The organism is Rossellomorea oryzaecorticis (assembly GCF_045897515.1).
In the GTDB taxonomy this organism is placed as follows: domain Bacteria; phylum Bacillota; class Bacilli; order Bacillales; family Bacillaceae_B; genus Rossellomorea; species Rossellomorea enclensis.
On sequence record NZ_JBJOSA010000007.1, the window covers coordinates 80,076 to 96,035 of the forward strand.

The window sequence follows — 15,960 nt, forward strand, 5'->3', positions numbered from 1 at the left end:
TCAATCCTCAACCTCAATCAAAAAAATCTTCTCTTCAAACCCGCCGCGCTTCTCTGCCTTCACTTGGCGTACCGATTCAACTTCTTCTATAGAAGAACCATGATGATTGGCCAAAGCATGAATGATTTCTAACAGATCCGCCAGCTCCTCCACTGCTTCTCCACTGCTTCTCCAACAGTGGCCGAGGTGCAATACTCGTCCAGTTCTTCATAGCTTTTTTCTTTTAAATATTTTATGTAATCCCGATCACTTAGGATTTCTGTTGAAACCTTTTTTCCTGTCTTCTCAATTATTTTTGGAATTTTATCTCTGACTAGTTTGTTGTAGGTTGGCATATTATTAGCCTCCTATTTCTGTACTATCTTTACTAAGAGCACGATGAAATAGTGCTTTACCCTTTTTTATAAAAACATTTAGAATAAGAATACATATTGTAAGTAATGAAGCCTCTTTACCCTTATTAATTCTATAGAACAAAGGAGATTTTATTAATGAATAAAAAGGAGTTTGGTATAATTAAGAATAAAGAATCCTATTGCTTTACTTTTATAGGATTTGAAAGCCGAAATGCCTATGGTGAAGTTTATATTAAAGATAAAAACTCTACCACTTACGCTTTTAGAGGGTATGGTAGACAAAAAGTGTTTAAGGAAGCTAAAAAGCAGATGATATTAATTAAGCTATTATAATCTCTACACCAATAATTCTTACAAGCATTTCCTTTTACACATTAAAAAAGCACTTAAGTTAAACTTTGCTTTTAGTATGGAACTTATTAATCATATTTTTAGTGACATGCTGTTTCTATTTGAGTAAATGAAGTTAAATTTAACCAAACAAGAAACATGACTACTTCTATCCGCTATTAGATATGCGGAGGTCAACTTCCTCTCACCCTAAAAGGTTTCCTAGTGAAATGACAATTCTTCATACCAACTCAATGGGGCACGCTTCTTTATCAGGTCTGTATAACAGAGCAAAATATTCACCTACTCTTTTAGCTAAACTGTATAGAATCAAGGCTAAAAGAGTAGGTACTGATTTCTCCCCTTAAATCAGTTTCTAAATCAAATATAATTATTAAGTTTTTTAATCCTACTAATTTCCGTTCCTTACCGGAAGCTAGTAAAGTAAGAGAATGTTTAAAACGTAATAATGGGGTCTATGAAACTAGATACTCAATTTTCATGTTCTACCGACTTTTGAAGTTACTCCATTAATACCTTATGTTCTTCAATGTAGTTCAAGGCTTCTTCATGATTTTCTTTAATCGCAATTTCTACTGCCTTTTTAGCCACTTCAAGAAGTTTCTCTGATTTTTTTCTAAGTCGAAAGCTCTCAGTTACCTTTTTCATAATAGTTTTTTGTACATTTATATCAATGATTGGTAATGGGATATTTAAAACCTCACTTTTACTTATTGAAGTTAGAATTGTCCCTGAACAGTTTTGTTTTAGAACGTTTTGCATTGGTTCCGATTTAAATAAAACTAAGAGGGTTTCAGAGTTAACTAACTTAGAATTTATTACGTAGAATCCAGTAGAACAGAGAGAATTGTCATACTCATTTGGAACTAATGCACAGCTTTCTAATGATCCTTCAATAGAAGAAATAATTACATCATTTGTTTTTACTTTTCTCCTTGCTCTTGAAGGAAGTTCACTTCCTAAAGCAGTTGTGCAACCTGTTATTTCTCCGGACTTTCCAATATTAGAGAGTTCAATATAGTTATAACAAAGCTTTTCATCCGGTTGGAAGTTATTATCTTTTATTGTACAAATACTTTTCAAACTCCCATAGCCATTTTTATATCTATATATTAGATCTAAATAATCTTCGTACATCGGTTGGTAATATTCAGCATCTAAACGACCTGTAGTGAGAAATGATTCTTTATAACTCTTTAGATTTACAGGTCCTTTACTCGGTTGGAAGTCTTTTAAACCTAAGTCTTCTAATAATAAATTCTCTGCGGTTTGGTATAATCTCTTAGACTCGCCTAACTTATCATATGCTTTTTCAACCAATCCTCGAATTGTATTCTGTATGTTTTTAGACAAAACTGGAACTAATATTTGGTCCATATCTTCTAGTATTAGTCCTTTTTGTACAGCACCACGTGTGAATTTTCTTATTTGGTTTTGACCAAATTTTGTCTGAAGGAATACAGCTAAATAGAATCCATCAACATCCTTAGGACGTAAGATAGCTAACTTACAATTGCAGGTGGCAGGCTCTTCTTTACTTACTAAGGAAACTCCACCGATGGTTCCTACAATAGAAAGCAATACATCCCCTTTCTTCAAATGAGAACGTTTCATATGCGGAATGTTGAATGTTTCATTATCGATACATATTGGGTTAGATTGTTCAATAAAGAAGTTGTGTATATCCTGCCCTCTATAATACGGTATTCCCTCATCTATGAACTTTTCACTAATACTCATGTGATTACCATCTGATACCTTAGTTAATTCCGATATTCTAGATGTTTCATGGAAGTTTAATACTTCTTGAATTTCTAGATTTTCTTTCTCATAGAATTCAGAATCAACCCTGAATGTTCTTTCTAACTCGGACTTATTAATAACACTTATCTCAAGCCCTTTCAATAATTTTTTGTACTTCTCTTCATTGAAAGGGCTGTCTACTTTCCCATGAATGATAATCCTTCTTTTTTTGCAAACTCAATAAACGCTTCCGCTATTCCATCTTTTGTTATCCCATCATGGTTAAACAAGTCATGCTTTACAATTAAATGACCATGGGAATCTAATAGAAATTCCTCTATATTTTCAGGCGGGTTATTATAATTCCCTGTTGGATTTATTGTTTCTAAAGTCGCTAGGTTAATGTCGGATTCAACATTTGGATAATCCTTTTTGCGGACAAATATTTTCTCTCCACTATTATCCTTACTTGGTTCTTGCATTGTAGCAAAGAAGATAGGATAGTCTTCTACTTTAGGGCATAATTCATCATCCCATTTTTGTACTAGCAAGACACTTGTTTTAGTTCCTGTATGTGGCTTAAACACATTCCCATGAAGTCCCACTACCCCAAGGATGCGACAATGCTCAGCAATAAACTCTCTTACTCTTTTATCACCACTGTTATTGAATCTACCTTGAGGTAACACTATCGCCATTCGACCACCTGGCTTCAAGAAATCTAAGTTACGTTCTATAAATAGGAGGTCTCTTCCTACCTTTGTATGGTACTTACCATTAGGTTTTTTTCCTAATTCATACTTGGCTAAAATTCTACTTTCCTTTATATCACCTGCAAAGGGAGGATTTGCCATTAGAACATCAAATTTAAAATCTCGATTACTGTTTCTGGTTACTCTAAGTTTCTTTAACCTTCTCCAACCTTCAAAGTATATATCTTGCCAATCCTCATCCTCAGTTTTCTCATCCCAACGTTCATAATCCAATGTATTTAGGTGCAAGACATTAGTTTGACCGTCACCTGCAATAAGGTTTAATGTTCTACCCACTCTTACCGCTCTTTCATCAAAGTCAATAGCAAATACTTTTTCTTTAACATAATCAATACAACGAGGAGGTTTAATTTCGGAAGTAAATAGATGACTTTTATCCCATCCTTCATCTTTCATTATCTTCTCCCACACATTAAAAATAGTATGAACAGGAAATCCACAACTGCCTGCTGCAGTATCGATGATTGTTTCATCTTCTTTAGGATTTAGCATTTTCACACACATATCAATAACATAACGAGGAGTAAAATATTGACCTTTCTCACCTTTACTACTCTTGTTAATTAAATATTCAAATGCCTCATCCACAACATCTAAGTTAGAGTTAAACAGCTTGACATCCTGTAAAGACGAAACACAGACAGAAAGGTGTGATGGGGTGAGCATAATTCTGGCGTCCTCACTGAACACCCCTGCCCACTTATTTTTAGCTCTTTCAAACAAGTCTTGAACCTTTTTTTTCAATTCACTTTCAGTATCACCATAGTTTCTAAATTCTAGATGTCTACTCCGATTACGACCACTTTCCATTTCATCATACAACTTTGTAAAAATTAACTTAAAAAGTTCTTCAAATACATCAACCCCTGCATTTGCAAGAACCTCATCCTCCATCTCTAAAATTAGATCTTTTAACGATTTACGTTCAGTTACTAACTTATCCTTTTCAACTAAATCTAAAATAGTCCATCGCTCTTCAAGAATATCAGAAAGCTTTTGGTTGGCCCTTGGTATACCTGGAATATCCTCAAAGTAATTTGGGTCTTTTCGATGGTAATAGGAAATGGAGTCACCATTACTCCATATACCAATCGGTGCACCAGTTGCATTACAATAAGATTTAAGCTGTTCTTTTCCATCTTTCAACTTAGGCTTTTTCAGTTCAACCATTATGTATGGTTCAGTAGTATAGTCTTTGTCAAAAATTACGATATCTGCTCTTTTCTTCTCTCTTCCGAAGGAGACTCCATATTCTAGAGCCATTCTATCTATGGGGTATCCTAAATCTTTATTTAATACCAATATATATAATTGACGAATGACTTCTTCTGGCGTTAATTTTATTTCTTTCTTTCTAACAATACACTTCATATAAGGAACATTTGCACCCTTAATTTCCTTGTGAAAGATGTTTTCTTCAATGTATTGTATTTTGTCCCTACTAAATTGTGTTAGTTTATAATTTGAGTCTTTTAGAACCTCAGCCAAATTCATTTTAACAACCTACCCTCATACATTTTAATTAATTCACCCTTTTAACTTAGCATTATAGAACTTGTATTAACATTATTAAGATATGATATGCTTGTTCATATACCTTATTAGTATCTTTATCAGGTAATACTTCTCCGTGAAAAAGTGTACACCTAAGTGAATATAATATCTCTATAATTGCTTTGCATATTAATTCGTTATCATCTACAAAGTAATATTGTCCCATTTTCTTACCTGTTGCAGTACTGCTAACGATATTTTCGTTCTTCCTTGGATTACATTCGAAGTATAGATTTTTCACCTCAGTTTGTTGATTTAAAGATAGTTTTTGATAGTCTTCGTCTTCTAGAATTTCTTGAAAATTATATTTGTTTTGTTCAAGGTAATATTTCTGATTACCGCGTGAATCATGAACACTAACTTCTACTTTATTACTTATTTCAACTTTGTAATTTAAAGTGTTCCTAGTTGAAGAAGCTTGTTTTATAGGATTTTCTTTAATAAACACATCATAAAATGAAATCTTTTTATTGTTATTCTTGACTTCAAATCTCTCAAGGTGATTATGCAGTGAAGAAACATATGCCTTAAAGGTCTCTCCTTCTGCATCATTGCTTGATAGCAGATTTAATATCCTTCTTCTAAATTCATTATTTTCTTCTTTAATAGTGTCTATAATCTTTCTATCTTTTCTTAAATGAGAATACCTAGTCCTCATCCATGCGTTAAATGCTAAATAAGACTTGATAAACTGTGAAAAGTAATCAATATATGATAGGTTTTTCCAATTTGTAATATTGTCAGATGTAGTCGAAGCAGTCATAGCTTAATCCCACCTTTCTTAAATAATAAGTGAAAATTTAGTACCTTTCTAGCCCAACAACTATTGTATCATTTTTGAGTTACTTTAGGTTAAGGTATACGAGTAGTGTCATAATTATATGTAAGAAAGTACTCTATTCTCCCTTTAACTCATTAATCATTGGAAGCACTTGGGCGAACCTCATGAATCTGCATGCCGATATATCTGGATATAACAACAGCCCATCAACAATAATAACTAAATTGATGGGTGATCTTTTTTAATACATAACAAATATTATTAACGAAAAGAACTTAACTCTTCTTCCAATTGTGTTTAATTAGAATTACCACAGCTTTTTGTTTAATGGTCAGACTCGCATGAGTGTTAATTGCACACAGAAGTTTGTATTAGGAATAATCGGTCCAGGTACATTTTATAGTAATACCTTACTTAACTTCTCTCGTATACTGACCTCCCTCTCCTCCATAAACTCTTGGAAGTTATCTAAGTCCAAATCTACCTCTGGAATAAAATGTCTTATTCTGTATTCCTTTTTCTCATTTTCGTTAGGACAAATTAATTCCAACCATTCCTTAAATCTTTTATTGGACTTCTCTTGGTTAGGAACCCCTTCAATAAGTTGCAAGTTACCAATGTAATCATGGTTTTCCATACAATAATTAATGGTTTTTTCTGATAATCCAGCTTTTCTAAGCTTAGATCTAGATTTTAACAGGCTTCTTGGGAATATATGGTCTTGATGAAAGTTATTTTTATAATCTAGATTAGGATACAATAATGATAATACAGAAAATGCGTACCTGTTACCGTATTTCATCCATAATAAGTCTTCTATCTCTTCTTCTGTGAACTTAAGTGACTTGTTTGTTACTCTAAGGTCTTGCTTAATTCTTTGATAAGGAAAGTCATCTAAATTGTTTTTCATGATTTCTCTTAGTGGTTTTAATACATTATCTGGTTGCCCACCAAACACTCTTTTCAACAGTGCTATTGTAGTAAACTTCTTCATATCTGCTCTTTCGCTATTAAATCTATAAGATTCTACAAAGTTGTGTGGATTCCCCTTTTTATAAAGGTAGTAAGCTATTGGAATAATAACGTAATTAGCAGTTAACGTTTTACTGTTATATCCGAAGTTTGCCATCAACTGCACAGCTAGCTTAATAGATTCTGAAATATCATCCCACTCTTCTTCTATTTTACTCATGGCATTGGAATCAAAATTATCAACTTTGAAAGCAATATCACTAAAATCACAAAGTACTAAGCACGTTTTTAATACTAAATCTTTGTTAAAGTCAAATCCATCCCCCACGTTATTGATTTCATCCACAAACGAGGTAATCGTTTTTCTAGCGTCTCGCACTTTCCATTGTGCAGTTGCAATTGAAAGTAGCAAATCGGAATAACTTAATTGTGTCCCACCACTGTTTACCCTAATAAATATATTCAGCACTTTATCCAGTTCTTGAGATTTTTCTTGATAATAATTTATGCAAGCTGTCTCATGAATTGCTTTATGCAGTCTATGTAGAGTCCTATTAGCAAATTTAGCCTTATCTTTTTCTAAAAGATTCAATTCGTTTTCGTAAATATAATCATTTATTTCAAATGATTCCGGTAAGTCTAAAATGTCACCAACTTTAAACCAAAAGTCATCAGTACCTGCATTTTTCAAATCTTCTTTAGAAAGAAATTGGAAGTCATATACCATATCGTATTCTTCAGATTTTTTTAAGAGATTCAGATATAATTCTCGCTTTGGATATGCCGCATCGTTATCTACCCTTTTTCGCGGTAGCTTAAATGCATACGAACCTTTAAGGCCAATGAATAAAGAAGTTAATCGTTGCTGACCATCTAAAATAGCAAGTATATCCTCTTCTCCACTTATGTTAGCTTCTGAATTATGTGTATTATCTCGTTCATGAAATTCTCGGAGAAATTCATAAAACTTAAATTTGTTAATATTCTCTTTCTCAATATACCAAAATAAAAATGCACCTACCGGGTAACCTCTTAATAGAGAATCAAATAGAGTTTGAATCTGATCGGTTTTCCATACAAACTCCCTTTGAATTGATGGTAACAGGTATTTTTTTCGATGAATATCGTTGACTACTTCTTTAATAGTTAAAGGTCTTTCAAAAGCCATATAAACTCCCCTTTATAAGTTTTTCATGATTCTTCTTGCTCTTATATATTCAACAGCCTCTTTTAACTCACTTTCACTCAGTTCAATATTGTCTACAATTAATGAGCATTTGTTAATTGTATCTTTTTGCAAATCAATAACCATTTTCTTTTCGTAGTCATTGATAAAGTAATCCACAGTTACATTAAAAAAATCAGCCAGTCTTACAAGATGATTTAAGCTTGGTTCTTTTTTCTCAAGTTCATAACTCCAAATTATACTTTTAGTAAGTTGTATCTCATCAGCAAGCTTTTCTGGGGTAAGGCCATTTTTTTCTCTTAAATCTTTTAACTTACTTCCTATAGCAGGCAAACTCTTTCACTTCCTTTTTTCAAAATTAAACACTTTTTTAAAAAACTATTCTTTCTGTAATAGGAAAACAAAAATAGTATTATAACCTCAACAGAGTAACACATCATATAAGTTTCACCTTAATAAGCCTTAATCCCAAACATCAACAACTTTTTCGGCAAAATATCATCCAAATTCTGAATATCTGCATCCTGCAGCTCAATTAAATTAAAGCCATACTTGTTATAAATCCTTAACTTCTCTTGTTTCCTTGCAGCATATTTAGGATCGTTTTCCAATCCCCAATATTCTATATACACTTTACCAATCGGCAGATAGAAATCAGTGTATACGTCTTCCTCAACCGGTAATTTTCTTTCATATGCATGGACAATTTCAGACATGTACAACCAATTATCGATTAACATCTCTGCTCTTGATCTCACATAATGACCATCAGCCGCTCTGTGTTTGGCTTCGAACTTTTCTCTAAACTCTAAAGGGTTATGATTGGCAGCCTTTGTCTCTTCTTCTGTATCATTCCCCTGCAGCTCTTTCATCGTTTCTACCAGTCTCTTATTCTGCAATATGATTTCTGGCCAGTTTACATAGGGCACACCTGTTTTATCATATTCTAATTGTTTCCCGCCTAAGCTTTGACCAAGCTTTGTTACTGTCCACCCTTTGAGTCCCTTTTGAATAAAACCAAGCTCAGACAGGATTGGATTCATTTTAAGCTTTGAAACCCCAAAGTGTTTACTCAAAGCAGTTATATTCAGAAGTTCATCCTTACGATCAGTTTTGAACATGCTATGATCTTTTATCGTTTCATCCCATGCAATATATTCTCCAACTTTGGGATGCCTCTTAATTGTCCCACCTGATTGCTTACCTTTTTCGGTTAACACCCATTGATTATCCACTCTATTAATCAATCCATTAGCAAGGAAAATGTTAAACGTTTCCTTTACATTCATTTTTAATTCTTTTGAAAGTGCAGTGGTCGAAACATATTTCACTTTATTAGTCGTAGTCATTCTATCCCTCTTTTACTAATTTCTTCTAATTACATACTACTTCTTATTAATAGAGAGAACAACCGCAGCTTAGGAGAATTAAGTAATACAAAATGTAATATTATGTTAAAATTAATGGAGTATTTTACTAGAAAAGAATGAATCGAGGAATTAAGAATGCCTATCGCTGAAAGAGATTATTGGAATGATGACCGGTATCAACCAAGAAATAAGAAGCCTCCAAAGTGGTCCTGGGGCGCAATAGGTCTCGTCCTAATCGCCCTCTTCGCCAGCGGCCTGCCCATGAAACTCTACAACGAACTGACCATCAACCACGACCAGAAGATCAGAAGCTACCTGCAGGAGCGTGAACAATATTTCAGCTCAAGCGACCAAAGCTTCAAGCAGCTGATGACAAAAGTAAACGAAGCAAACGGAGACCTGAGTTCCCTCAAGATGCAAGTCAATGAGACAGACATCATGCTTAAACAAAACTACTTAAAACTCATGGACCTAAATCCGCCAAGGGACTTTAAAGAGCTCCACACCAAAACAATGGAACTATACGTGATCAAGCAGGCAGCCGTCGACTATCTCGTTTCCTCAACTAAGACGAATACGTATCATCATGAAATCCTGTCGACCTACATAGAAGAAAGCAATTTGAAGTTGAGTCAGCTGCAGCCACTGATGATTGACGGTCTGCAGAAAGCGGATCTACGATATGAGATCAATCAGGTCGGCTCGCTTACGTATTGGGTGAAGGATGATTATGCGGGGAGCTTGGAGTAAACAGAAAGTAGTAAGAATAAGATAAATAGAACATGTTTCAGATAAGAAAGGAGGAGTTTGATGGAGTTAAAAAGCATCGGGGTACTAATATCCTGTCTTTCCGTTCTTACCTTTTGCGTTGTAAAAGCAATTGAAGAGGCCTCAAGATATACTTCCGGTGGAACATTTAATTTCATGGGGTGGTACATCTATGCATTTATTATCATCGATTTCTTGACTGGTGTTTTTTTAGTAATTAAAAGGGATGATAGTGAAGAATAGGATTTTTATTTCTAGCATATTGGGGGGATGGCCCCAATGATCTAGAGGGGTAATTTAAAGATAATATAAAAAAGTGTCATATTTTCTGTTTTAGAGGGGTATGACACTTTTTTGTGAGAGGAATCTCCTTTTGATGAAAAAACCGTATATTATTATTATTTAGTTAAAATAGGGTTCACCATAAGTTAGCTACTAAAATAAGAGATTATCCCCGCTTCACTCACCACTGACCATTTCTGCTATTTTTACAGTCTGCAGTTCTTTTTGCACATTCTCTATTGACGTTATTGTACTCTTGGATCGTTGAGATAACTCATTTGGCAGTTTTTGAATCTTTTCTATAGAAGCGTTTAAATCCTTCTCTAAACTTTCATTTGCCCCAATTCCAGAACTGTCTTCCGTTTCCTTCCAAAACTGAATGACATCCAGCGTATTTTCGCCCATTTCCTGCATTGAATGAAGAAGGGATTTAGTTTTATTTACTGTAATTAAAACACTAGAAGACAGTTCTAGAACTTTATGAGCCTCTATAGTAGTATTCTTTAAGTCTTCAATCTGATAAATCAAGTTTGAGTTTACCTCTTGTTCAATTTGCATTAACGTCTCCATGCTTTTATCTTTTTGATATTTTTCATATAATACATTTATCTTATGATGAGAATCACTCATTTCTTGTTGGATAACAGTTAAATTTTCCAAGCGAATTAATATTCGATCAATTTCATCAAGTTGGATCTGTGCCGAAGCTAATTTAGTAGTTATGTCACCTACAACGGGAAATTTAACAACAGTGTTGACTCCTTTAGCTACGGTGATGGCAGTGTCAAATTTGTTTGTTGCTTCCCTTATTGGAGCCAGATTGTCATTTAGCCACTTGACATTTTTAACCAATAAATTGATATCCTTATTGTATTTTTCGAGATCGCTGATTATTTTCGGTAACTCTTTTTCTATTACTTTTAAAGAATGATCTCTAGCTTCATTTATCTGGTTCTCCATATTATCTAAATTACTTATATCAGTTGTGTTACCCACATTATTTTTAACAGCTATTCTACTGGCTGTATATCCTATTAAACCTGATACTAACATGGATGAAGTAATTGTAAGAGGAAGCAAATATCTCTGATATACCTTTTTCCGGTTAGATTCAGCCCTTCCCTTTTCCATTTCCATAATCCAGCTCTCTCCTCTTCCATTTCGGGAATGTCATGTATACAGATACATTGTTAAAAGTTTTCTTTTGCCTTTGACAACATATCCAATTTTTTTGTGTTTCATAGAATCTGGTATTAAAACTCAATGTCTCAGGAATGATTGTAATAATTCTTAGCCGTGTAGTTCGGCCAATCCCAAAAGTTTGACCCTTGAGACACTACAAACCGATCTAAAAACAGTTCCAGATTCAAATGCAAAGGTTCCGGTTTTAGAATGGTTCCGGCTATATACAGATAGTTAGGACAATCTTGGTCAACAGCAGTTCGGCCTATCAAAAGATGATTCTCAAACACATACCCAATTGGAATAAATTCTGACAATGACTGAAGGATAGCACGTGTTTTTTTTATTTCTTCTAAAGAGTATACTAGTAATCCGCCACCAATATTGTTCGAACCGAGGATCATTTCATATAACCTGGCTCCATTATGTTGAGATAGAAATTCCCGGACGTCTTCCGGTAGCATCAACTTCGATTCTTCTTGAAACGTTTGCAGCTTTCCACTTTCGACAGGAGGATTAAATGAACAATGAACCGTGTGGATATTCCCTTGCTCAGCCAATATCTCCATATTCCCACTTTCATCAAGTCGCTTCTTCAGCGCATGCAAAGTCTTGTTAAGCAGCATTTCAATCTCCCCCATCACTTATTCAACTAACCTGGCCAGTTTTTGTAATCTCAATTTTCAACAATTGTAACACACAGTTCTTTACAAGAGGCTCGACGTAATGAGGTTGAGATTTGAATTAAGATATTAGTATAACAATAAACAAAGCAGGTCTAATTCATATGCGAAGTAGCCTGCTATTTTTAATGCTTTATGCAATTACTTATCTTAAAACGAAAACCCTTAAAAACAGTCCGATTTCAGGGTCGCCCCCCTCCGTGTTAATACGCCAGTCGACTGGAGGTCAGTGATCATATTACTTATCCGGATTTAGCTCCGATTCTTATCCTCCATCTCTTCCCTTTGGTGTGTTCTCTCATATTCTTCAAAAAATTTCTTCACCTCTTCTTTATTAGATGAAATAAAAAGAGGATGTTTATACCCTTCTTTGAAACCCTTATATGCGGTAAGCTTAAAGACTCCTATAAGTGGGTATTCAGGTAAAGCTGGTAAAGGAATACCGTAATCTTTGGCCCAATAGGATGACATCACACCCGATTCGCCTAGAGAACGATACACCCAAAACTCATTTTCTAATTCTGTATATAGATCGTCCTCATGACTGTCACGATCAGCATCCCCTTCATAAATAATGAAAAGTTCAAGACTAGAATAGTAGCTGGGATCTTTCCCTTTGGATTGTTTAGGGCTATTGCTTTTTCCGAATAACTTGCTGAAAAATGCCATTGACCTGTCTCCTTTCAATCATCTTTGCTGATTTTATTACGTTCATGTTCTTCATTAAGTATTGGTTAGACTATTATATTGTAAATTAATTACAATAGGTTGGTTTATTTACAGTTTAATAGAACGAAATTATAAAGCCAAGCCCTGTGATATGAAGTTCTACTCAATGACAGTAGCTCCTGGCGGTCCAGCATGGGTATTCAATGTGGAATCTTGGCCCCTGCACCCCGACGCAAGCGTGGGGATGGTTACATATATCAATATGACAAACAAAAACACAGGATGCCACGACATTGCTAAATACAGCTGCCAGGAACTCAACCAGGTTCCGCTCACAGCCTACATCCAACGTATATATAAGAAAACATTCGCATATGTATTCTAGAACCGGCACCTGAAAAAGGGGTGTCTGTTCTTTTTTTTGCCTAAAAATCCTTACCGTATCAAACGGGATGAGTTTCTTATTAGTACGCCACATTACTTGAAGTTAGATTATTCTGATTAGTTAAAATACAAAGGAATTTTAACAATTTGCGGTAAAATGAAGAAATGATGTCAATCTTTCAGAAACATATTATAGGGGTGTCTACACAATGAAAAAGAAACTAAACGGCTTACTCTTGCTTTTAACGAGTATGATTATCGTTGGTTGTGCCAACGTAGAAGGGGCAGCTGCACCAGATGAAGCATCAGATCCGAAAGTAGAAGCCACGGAGAATGCTGATAGTAAAGGTAAAACAGAAGAAGCTGCTTCCGAGGCTGTGGATGAGCCTGAAACAGAGGAACCAGTCTCAGAAGAAACCTCAACTGAAACAACTGATGAAGGTTTTCCAGGATTCGATCTCCTTGAAGTCGATGGTGGTGATTTGTCCGGGTATCGTCAACCAAACGTCGTCGTTGACATTGGATTTGGGGACCGTGAGTATTGGGCATTCACGAATGAATATGGTCAGCTGGTGCGCGTCATTGCAGACGAAATCATTTTACAGGATGACAGTACGGAGCCGGTAACATCGTCGGGCAGATACTACTCTGATGAGGCAAAGGTTCCCGGCGTCGAAAGTGATGTATTGGATGAAGGGCATATCATTGCCGACTCTCTCGGCGGGGTATCGAATGCTTATAATATCACCCCTCAGGACAGCACGCTTAACCGGCACGGTGATCAATCCTATATGGAAAAAAGTATCCGGGACGCAGGTGGAGCCACTGATTTTGAAGCCATTATCACCTATCCAAATACGGAAACGCAGATCCCTTCAAGTTATCAGTATACCTATACGCTGAGAGGGAACGTAATCATTGATACATTCGACAATTTGAACCCTGATGAAGTAAACGAATCACTCGGTCTGACAGAAAGTAAGCCTTCCAGCTCAAATAGCTCCAACACAGACTCATCGAATTCAACCACAGAAGGCGATCTTTCAAGCATCGATACTGACGGTAGTGGACTAGTGACAATCAAAGAAGCAAAAGCAGCCGGCTTCAGCATGCCGATCACAAGCGATCACTGGTTATACGCTCATATGCGGGATAATGATGGGGATGGGATGGTTGGAGAATAAGATATTGATATGAAACCATAAGAAAAAGCTTGGGAGTCCCCAAGCTTTTTTTCGTGGCCATGCTCCTTATTGCCCTAATTCCTAACAACAGGAATCCACATTTCACCATATACCATTCCGTCTTGTTCTCCCATCACCACCGCTGTATTCGGAGCACCAACATACGATACCTCTGTTACTTCCATAAGGACTTCACCAAAGGCAATACCCGTAAGCTTGTTAGCCAACTCTTCATCGGTACCCGCTTCCCCTTTGACCACGATGTATTCTCCTTCAGGAAATTGGATCAGTCTGGATGCCTCTGGCAAGGACTCCTTGGTCATTACCCCGACATAGTGCATCATCTTGTTGTTCACTGCTTCGTTTACAACAAAAAGATAGTCATTCGCGGCGACATTCTTCAGCTTATCGAGTCTTCCATCTTCATTGACAGCTTGCCAGAAGTCTGCTTTTTCCTTATGAATACCTTCAAAGTCTCTGTAATCACTCTTAAGTTCCGTACCAATCCCTAAAACCGTGAAGCTTTCTTTTTCTTCTAATAAATAATTTGCCATTTCTAACTTCCTCCTTAATGATTTGTTTTTTTACTTCCTGAGTTTATAATAGCATTGAATCATGTCAAAAAATGATACTGTTTAGGAGGGTCAAATGAAAAAAGTTGAACGGATCAATACCATCATGCGGTATATCAACAACCGCTCCTACTTTACAATTTCTGAGATTATGCAGGAATTTAACATCTCCCGTTCGACTGCTATCCGTGATATCAGAGAAATCGAATCCATGGGGATGCCGCTAGAATCAGAGGTTGGAAGAGATGGCGGTTATGCTGTCATGAACAACTCTGTCCTGCCTTCTATTCACTTTACTGATAGTGAAGTCAAAGCACTTTTTATAGCCTTCATGGCCTCAAGGAATCAACAGCTGCCCTATCTAAAAAGCCGGCAGTCGCTGGCAGAAAAATTACTCGGCCTGATACCGGATTATCAGCAAGAAAGCCTGGTTCTGTTAAATCAAATCCTGCTATTCGAAGGGACCAATCCCAGTAATCCTGATTTACTTGACCTGACAGACCTCCCTCACCCGATGTTAGAAAAGCTCATCCAACTGCTTCTGATGGATAACCATTTATTACTCACCATTAAAGAGGAGAAGTCCATAAAGGCTTATCCCATTTTTATCTTGCATCTTTATCGTGAAAAGAGCATTTGGCTAATAGAAGGATTTGACTTAAAAGAAGAAAAAAAGAGGGTCTTTCCAGTAGACTACCTTACCAATGTAGAGCCATATCACACGAATAAACGAGTAACTAAGAAGAAGGTTCTGGAAAAACTAAGTAAGCAGAAAGAAATGATCAACCTTGTCATCGAATTGGGTCCTAATGCAGTCGCCCAGTTCAAGAAATACCATCCGTTTAAATTCTCCATTTCCTATACGAATCCCTACCAAGCCACAGCCATCCTCAAGGCTTTCATCAACGTTACTATGCCCGAAGAACTGACCGATATGATCAATTGGCTGCTTTTCCTTGGTGAGGATATCAAGTTCAAGGAAGTGCCGGAAGAAGTCTTAACCGGTTTACAAGAGAGGTTGCGTGTAATAAGCAGGGATCGATGAAATCATCGGCAAGTTTCTCCACCGGCCATTGAAGTTCAGAGTCTGCCCCCCTTCCACGTTAATGGGGGGCAGTCCCCCATTTTTTAATGAGAGATTTGGGTATGT

General features: G+C 35.9%; 16 protein-coding genes and 1 pseudogene. 6 read left to right on the forward strand and 11 right to left on the reverse strand.

Annotation, left to right across the window (positions count from 1 at the left end; all coding sequences use genetic code 11):
* A pseudogene (locus ACKA06_RS10605) lies at positions 1–335 on the reverse strand (nucleoside triphosphate pyrophosphohydrolase).
* Positions 336–491: 156 nt separating this feature from the next.
* On the opposite strand from ACKA06_RS10605, the gene ACKA06_RS10610 reads away from it, so the two are divergent.
* Complete coding sequence (locus tag ACKA06_RS10610; protein WP_411159590.1) at positions 492–689, forward strand: hypothetical protein; 198 nt, start codon at positions 492–494, stop codon at positions 687–689.
* Positions 690–1,208: 519 nt separating this feature from the next.
* Here ACKA06_RS10610 and ACKA06_RS10615 read toward each other — a convergent pair.
* The 6 genes from ACKA06_RS10615 to ACKA06_RS10640 form a co-directional block, all read right to left on the reverse strand.
* Positions 1,209–2,612, reverse strand: coding sequence for a restriction endonuclease subunit S (locus tag ACKA06_RS10615; protein ID WP_411159591.1), 1,404 nt, complete (start codon positions 2,610–2,612; stop codon positions 1,209–1,211).
* Between the two features lie 35 nt (positions 2,613–2,647).
* Positions 2,648–4,717, reverse strand: coding sequence for an N-6 DNA methylase (locus tag ACKA06_RS10620; RefSeq protein WP_411159592.1), 2,070 nt, complete (start codon positions 4,715–4,717; stop codon positions 2,648–2,650).
* A 52-nt stretch (positions 4,718–4,769) separates the two neighbouring features.
* On the reverse strand, positions 4,770–5,540 hold the full coding sequence (locus tag ACKA06_RS10625) for a hypothetical protein (RefSeq protein ID WP_411159593.1): 771 nt from the start codon (positions 5,538–5,540) through the stop codon (positions 4,770–4,772).
* Positions 5,541–5,955: 415 nt separating this feature from the next.
* Positions 5,956–7,698 carry a DUF262 domain-containing protein gene (locus tag ACKA06_RS10630; protein ID WP_411159594.1) on the reverse strand — a complete coding sequence of 581 codons (1,743 nt, stop codon included), beginning with the start codon at positions 7,696–7,698 and terminating at the stop codon, positions 5,956–5,958.
* Between the two features lie 12 nt (positions 7,699–7,710).
* The gene (locus ACKA06_RS10635; RefSeq protein ID WP_411159595.1) at positions 7,711–8,049 is read right to left on the reverse strand and encodes a helix-turn-helix domain-containing protein; all 339 of its coding nucleotides are present in this window, start codon (positions 8,047–8,049) and stop codon (positions 7,711–7,713) included.
* Between the two features lie 119 nt (positions 8,050–8,168).
* Positions 8,169–9,065 carry a glycerol kinase gene (locus ACKA06_RS10640; RefSeq protein ID WP_411159596.1) on the reverse strand — a complete coding sequence of 299 codons (897 nt, stop codon included), beginning with the start codon at positions 9,063–9,065 and terminating at the stop codon, positions 8,169–8,171.
* A 156-nt stretch (positions 9,066–9,221) separates the two neighbouring features.
* Between ACKA06_RS10640 and ACKA06_RS10645 the strand changes: the two genes are divergently transcribed.
* Together ACKA06_RS10645 and ACKA06_RS10650 are read left to right on the forward strand one after the other, a co-directional pair.
* On the forward strand, positions 9,222–9,836 hold the full coding sequence (locus ACKA06_RS10645) for a hypothetical protein (RefSeq protein WP_411159597.1): 615 nt from the start codon (positions 9,222–9,224) through the stop codon (positions 9,834–9,836).
* Between the two features lie 60 nt (positions 9,837–9,896).
* Positions 9,897–10,097 (forward strand): hypothetical protein, encoded by a 201-nt coding sequence (locus ACKA06_RS10650; protein ID WP_411159598.1) that lies wholly within the window; start codon positions 9,897–9,899, stop codon positions 10,095–10,097.
* 216 nt (positions 10,098–10,313) lie between these two features.
* Here the strand turns inward: ACKA06_RS10650 and ACKA06_RS10655 are convergent, their stop codons facing one another.
* The 3 genes from ACKA06_RS10655 to ACKA06_RS10665 form a co-directional block, all read right to left on the reverse strand.
* On the reverse strand, positions 10,314–11,273 hold the full coding sequence (locus tag ACKA06_RS10655) for a hypothetical protein (RefSeq protein WP_071616870.1): 960 nt from the start codon (positions 11,271–11,273) through the stop codon (positions 10,314–10,316).
* Between the two features lie 131 nt (positions 11,274–11,404).
* Positions 11,405–11,944 carry an SMI1/KNR4 family protein gene (locus ACKA06_RS10660; RefSeq protein ID WP_171910629.1) on the reverse strand — a complete coding sequence of 180 codons (540 nt, stop codon included), beginning with the start codon at positions 11,942–11,944 and terminating at the stop codon, positions 11,405–11,407.
* Positions 11,945–12,253: 309 nt separating this feature from the next.
* Positions 12,254–12,670, reverse strand: coding sequence for a hypothetical protein (locus tag ACKA06_RS10665; RefSeq protein WP_071616869.1), 417 nt, complete (start codon positions 12,668–12,670; stop codon positions 12,254–12,256).
* 166 nt (positions 12,671–12,836) lie between these two features.
* Between ACKA06_RS10665 and ACKA06_RS10670 the strand changes: the two genes are divergently transcribed.
* On the forward strand, positions 12,837–13,055 hold the full coding sequence (locus ACKA06_RS10670) for a hypothetical protein (protein ID WP_071616868.1): 219 nt from the start codon (positions 12,837–12,839) through the stop codon (positions 13,053–13,055).
* Positions 13,056–13,263: 208 nt separating this feature from the next.
* On the forward strand, positions 13,264–14,238 hold the full coding sequence (locus ACKA06_RS10675; protein WP_411159599.1) for a DNA/RNA non-specific endonuclease: 975 nt from the start codon (positions 13,264–13,266) through the stop codon (positions 14,236–14,238).
* Between the two features lie 74 nt (positions 14,239–14,312).
* Here the strand turns inward: ACKA06_RS10675 and ACKA06_RS10680 are convergent, their stop codons facing one another.
* On the reverse strand, positions 14,313–14,792 hold the full coding sequence (locus tag ACKA06_RS10680) for a GyrI-like domain-containing protein (RefSeq protein ID WP_071616866.1): 480 nt from the start codon (positions 14,790–14,792) through the stop codon (positions 14,313–14,315).
* 94 nt (positions 14,793–14,886) lie between these two features.
* Between ACKA06_RS10680 and ACKA06_RS10685 the strand changes: the two genes are divergently transcribed.
* Positions 14,887–15,855, forward strand: a complete 969-nt coding sequence (locus ACKA06_RS10685; protein WP_411159600.1) for a helix-turn-helix transcriptional regulator — start codon at positions 14,887–14,889, stop codon at positions 15,853–15,855.
* The last annotated feature ends 105 nt before the right edge of the window (positions 15,856–15,960 follow it).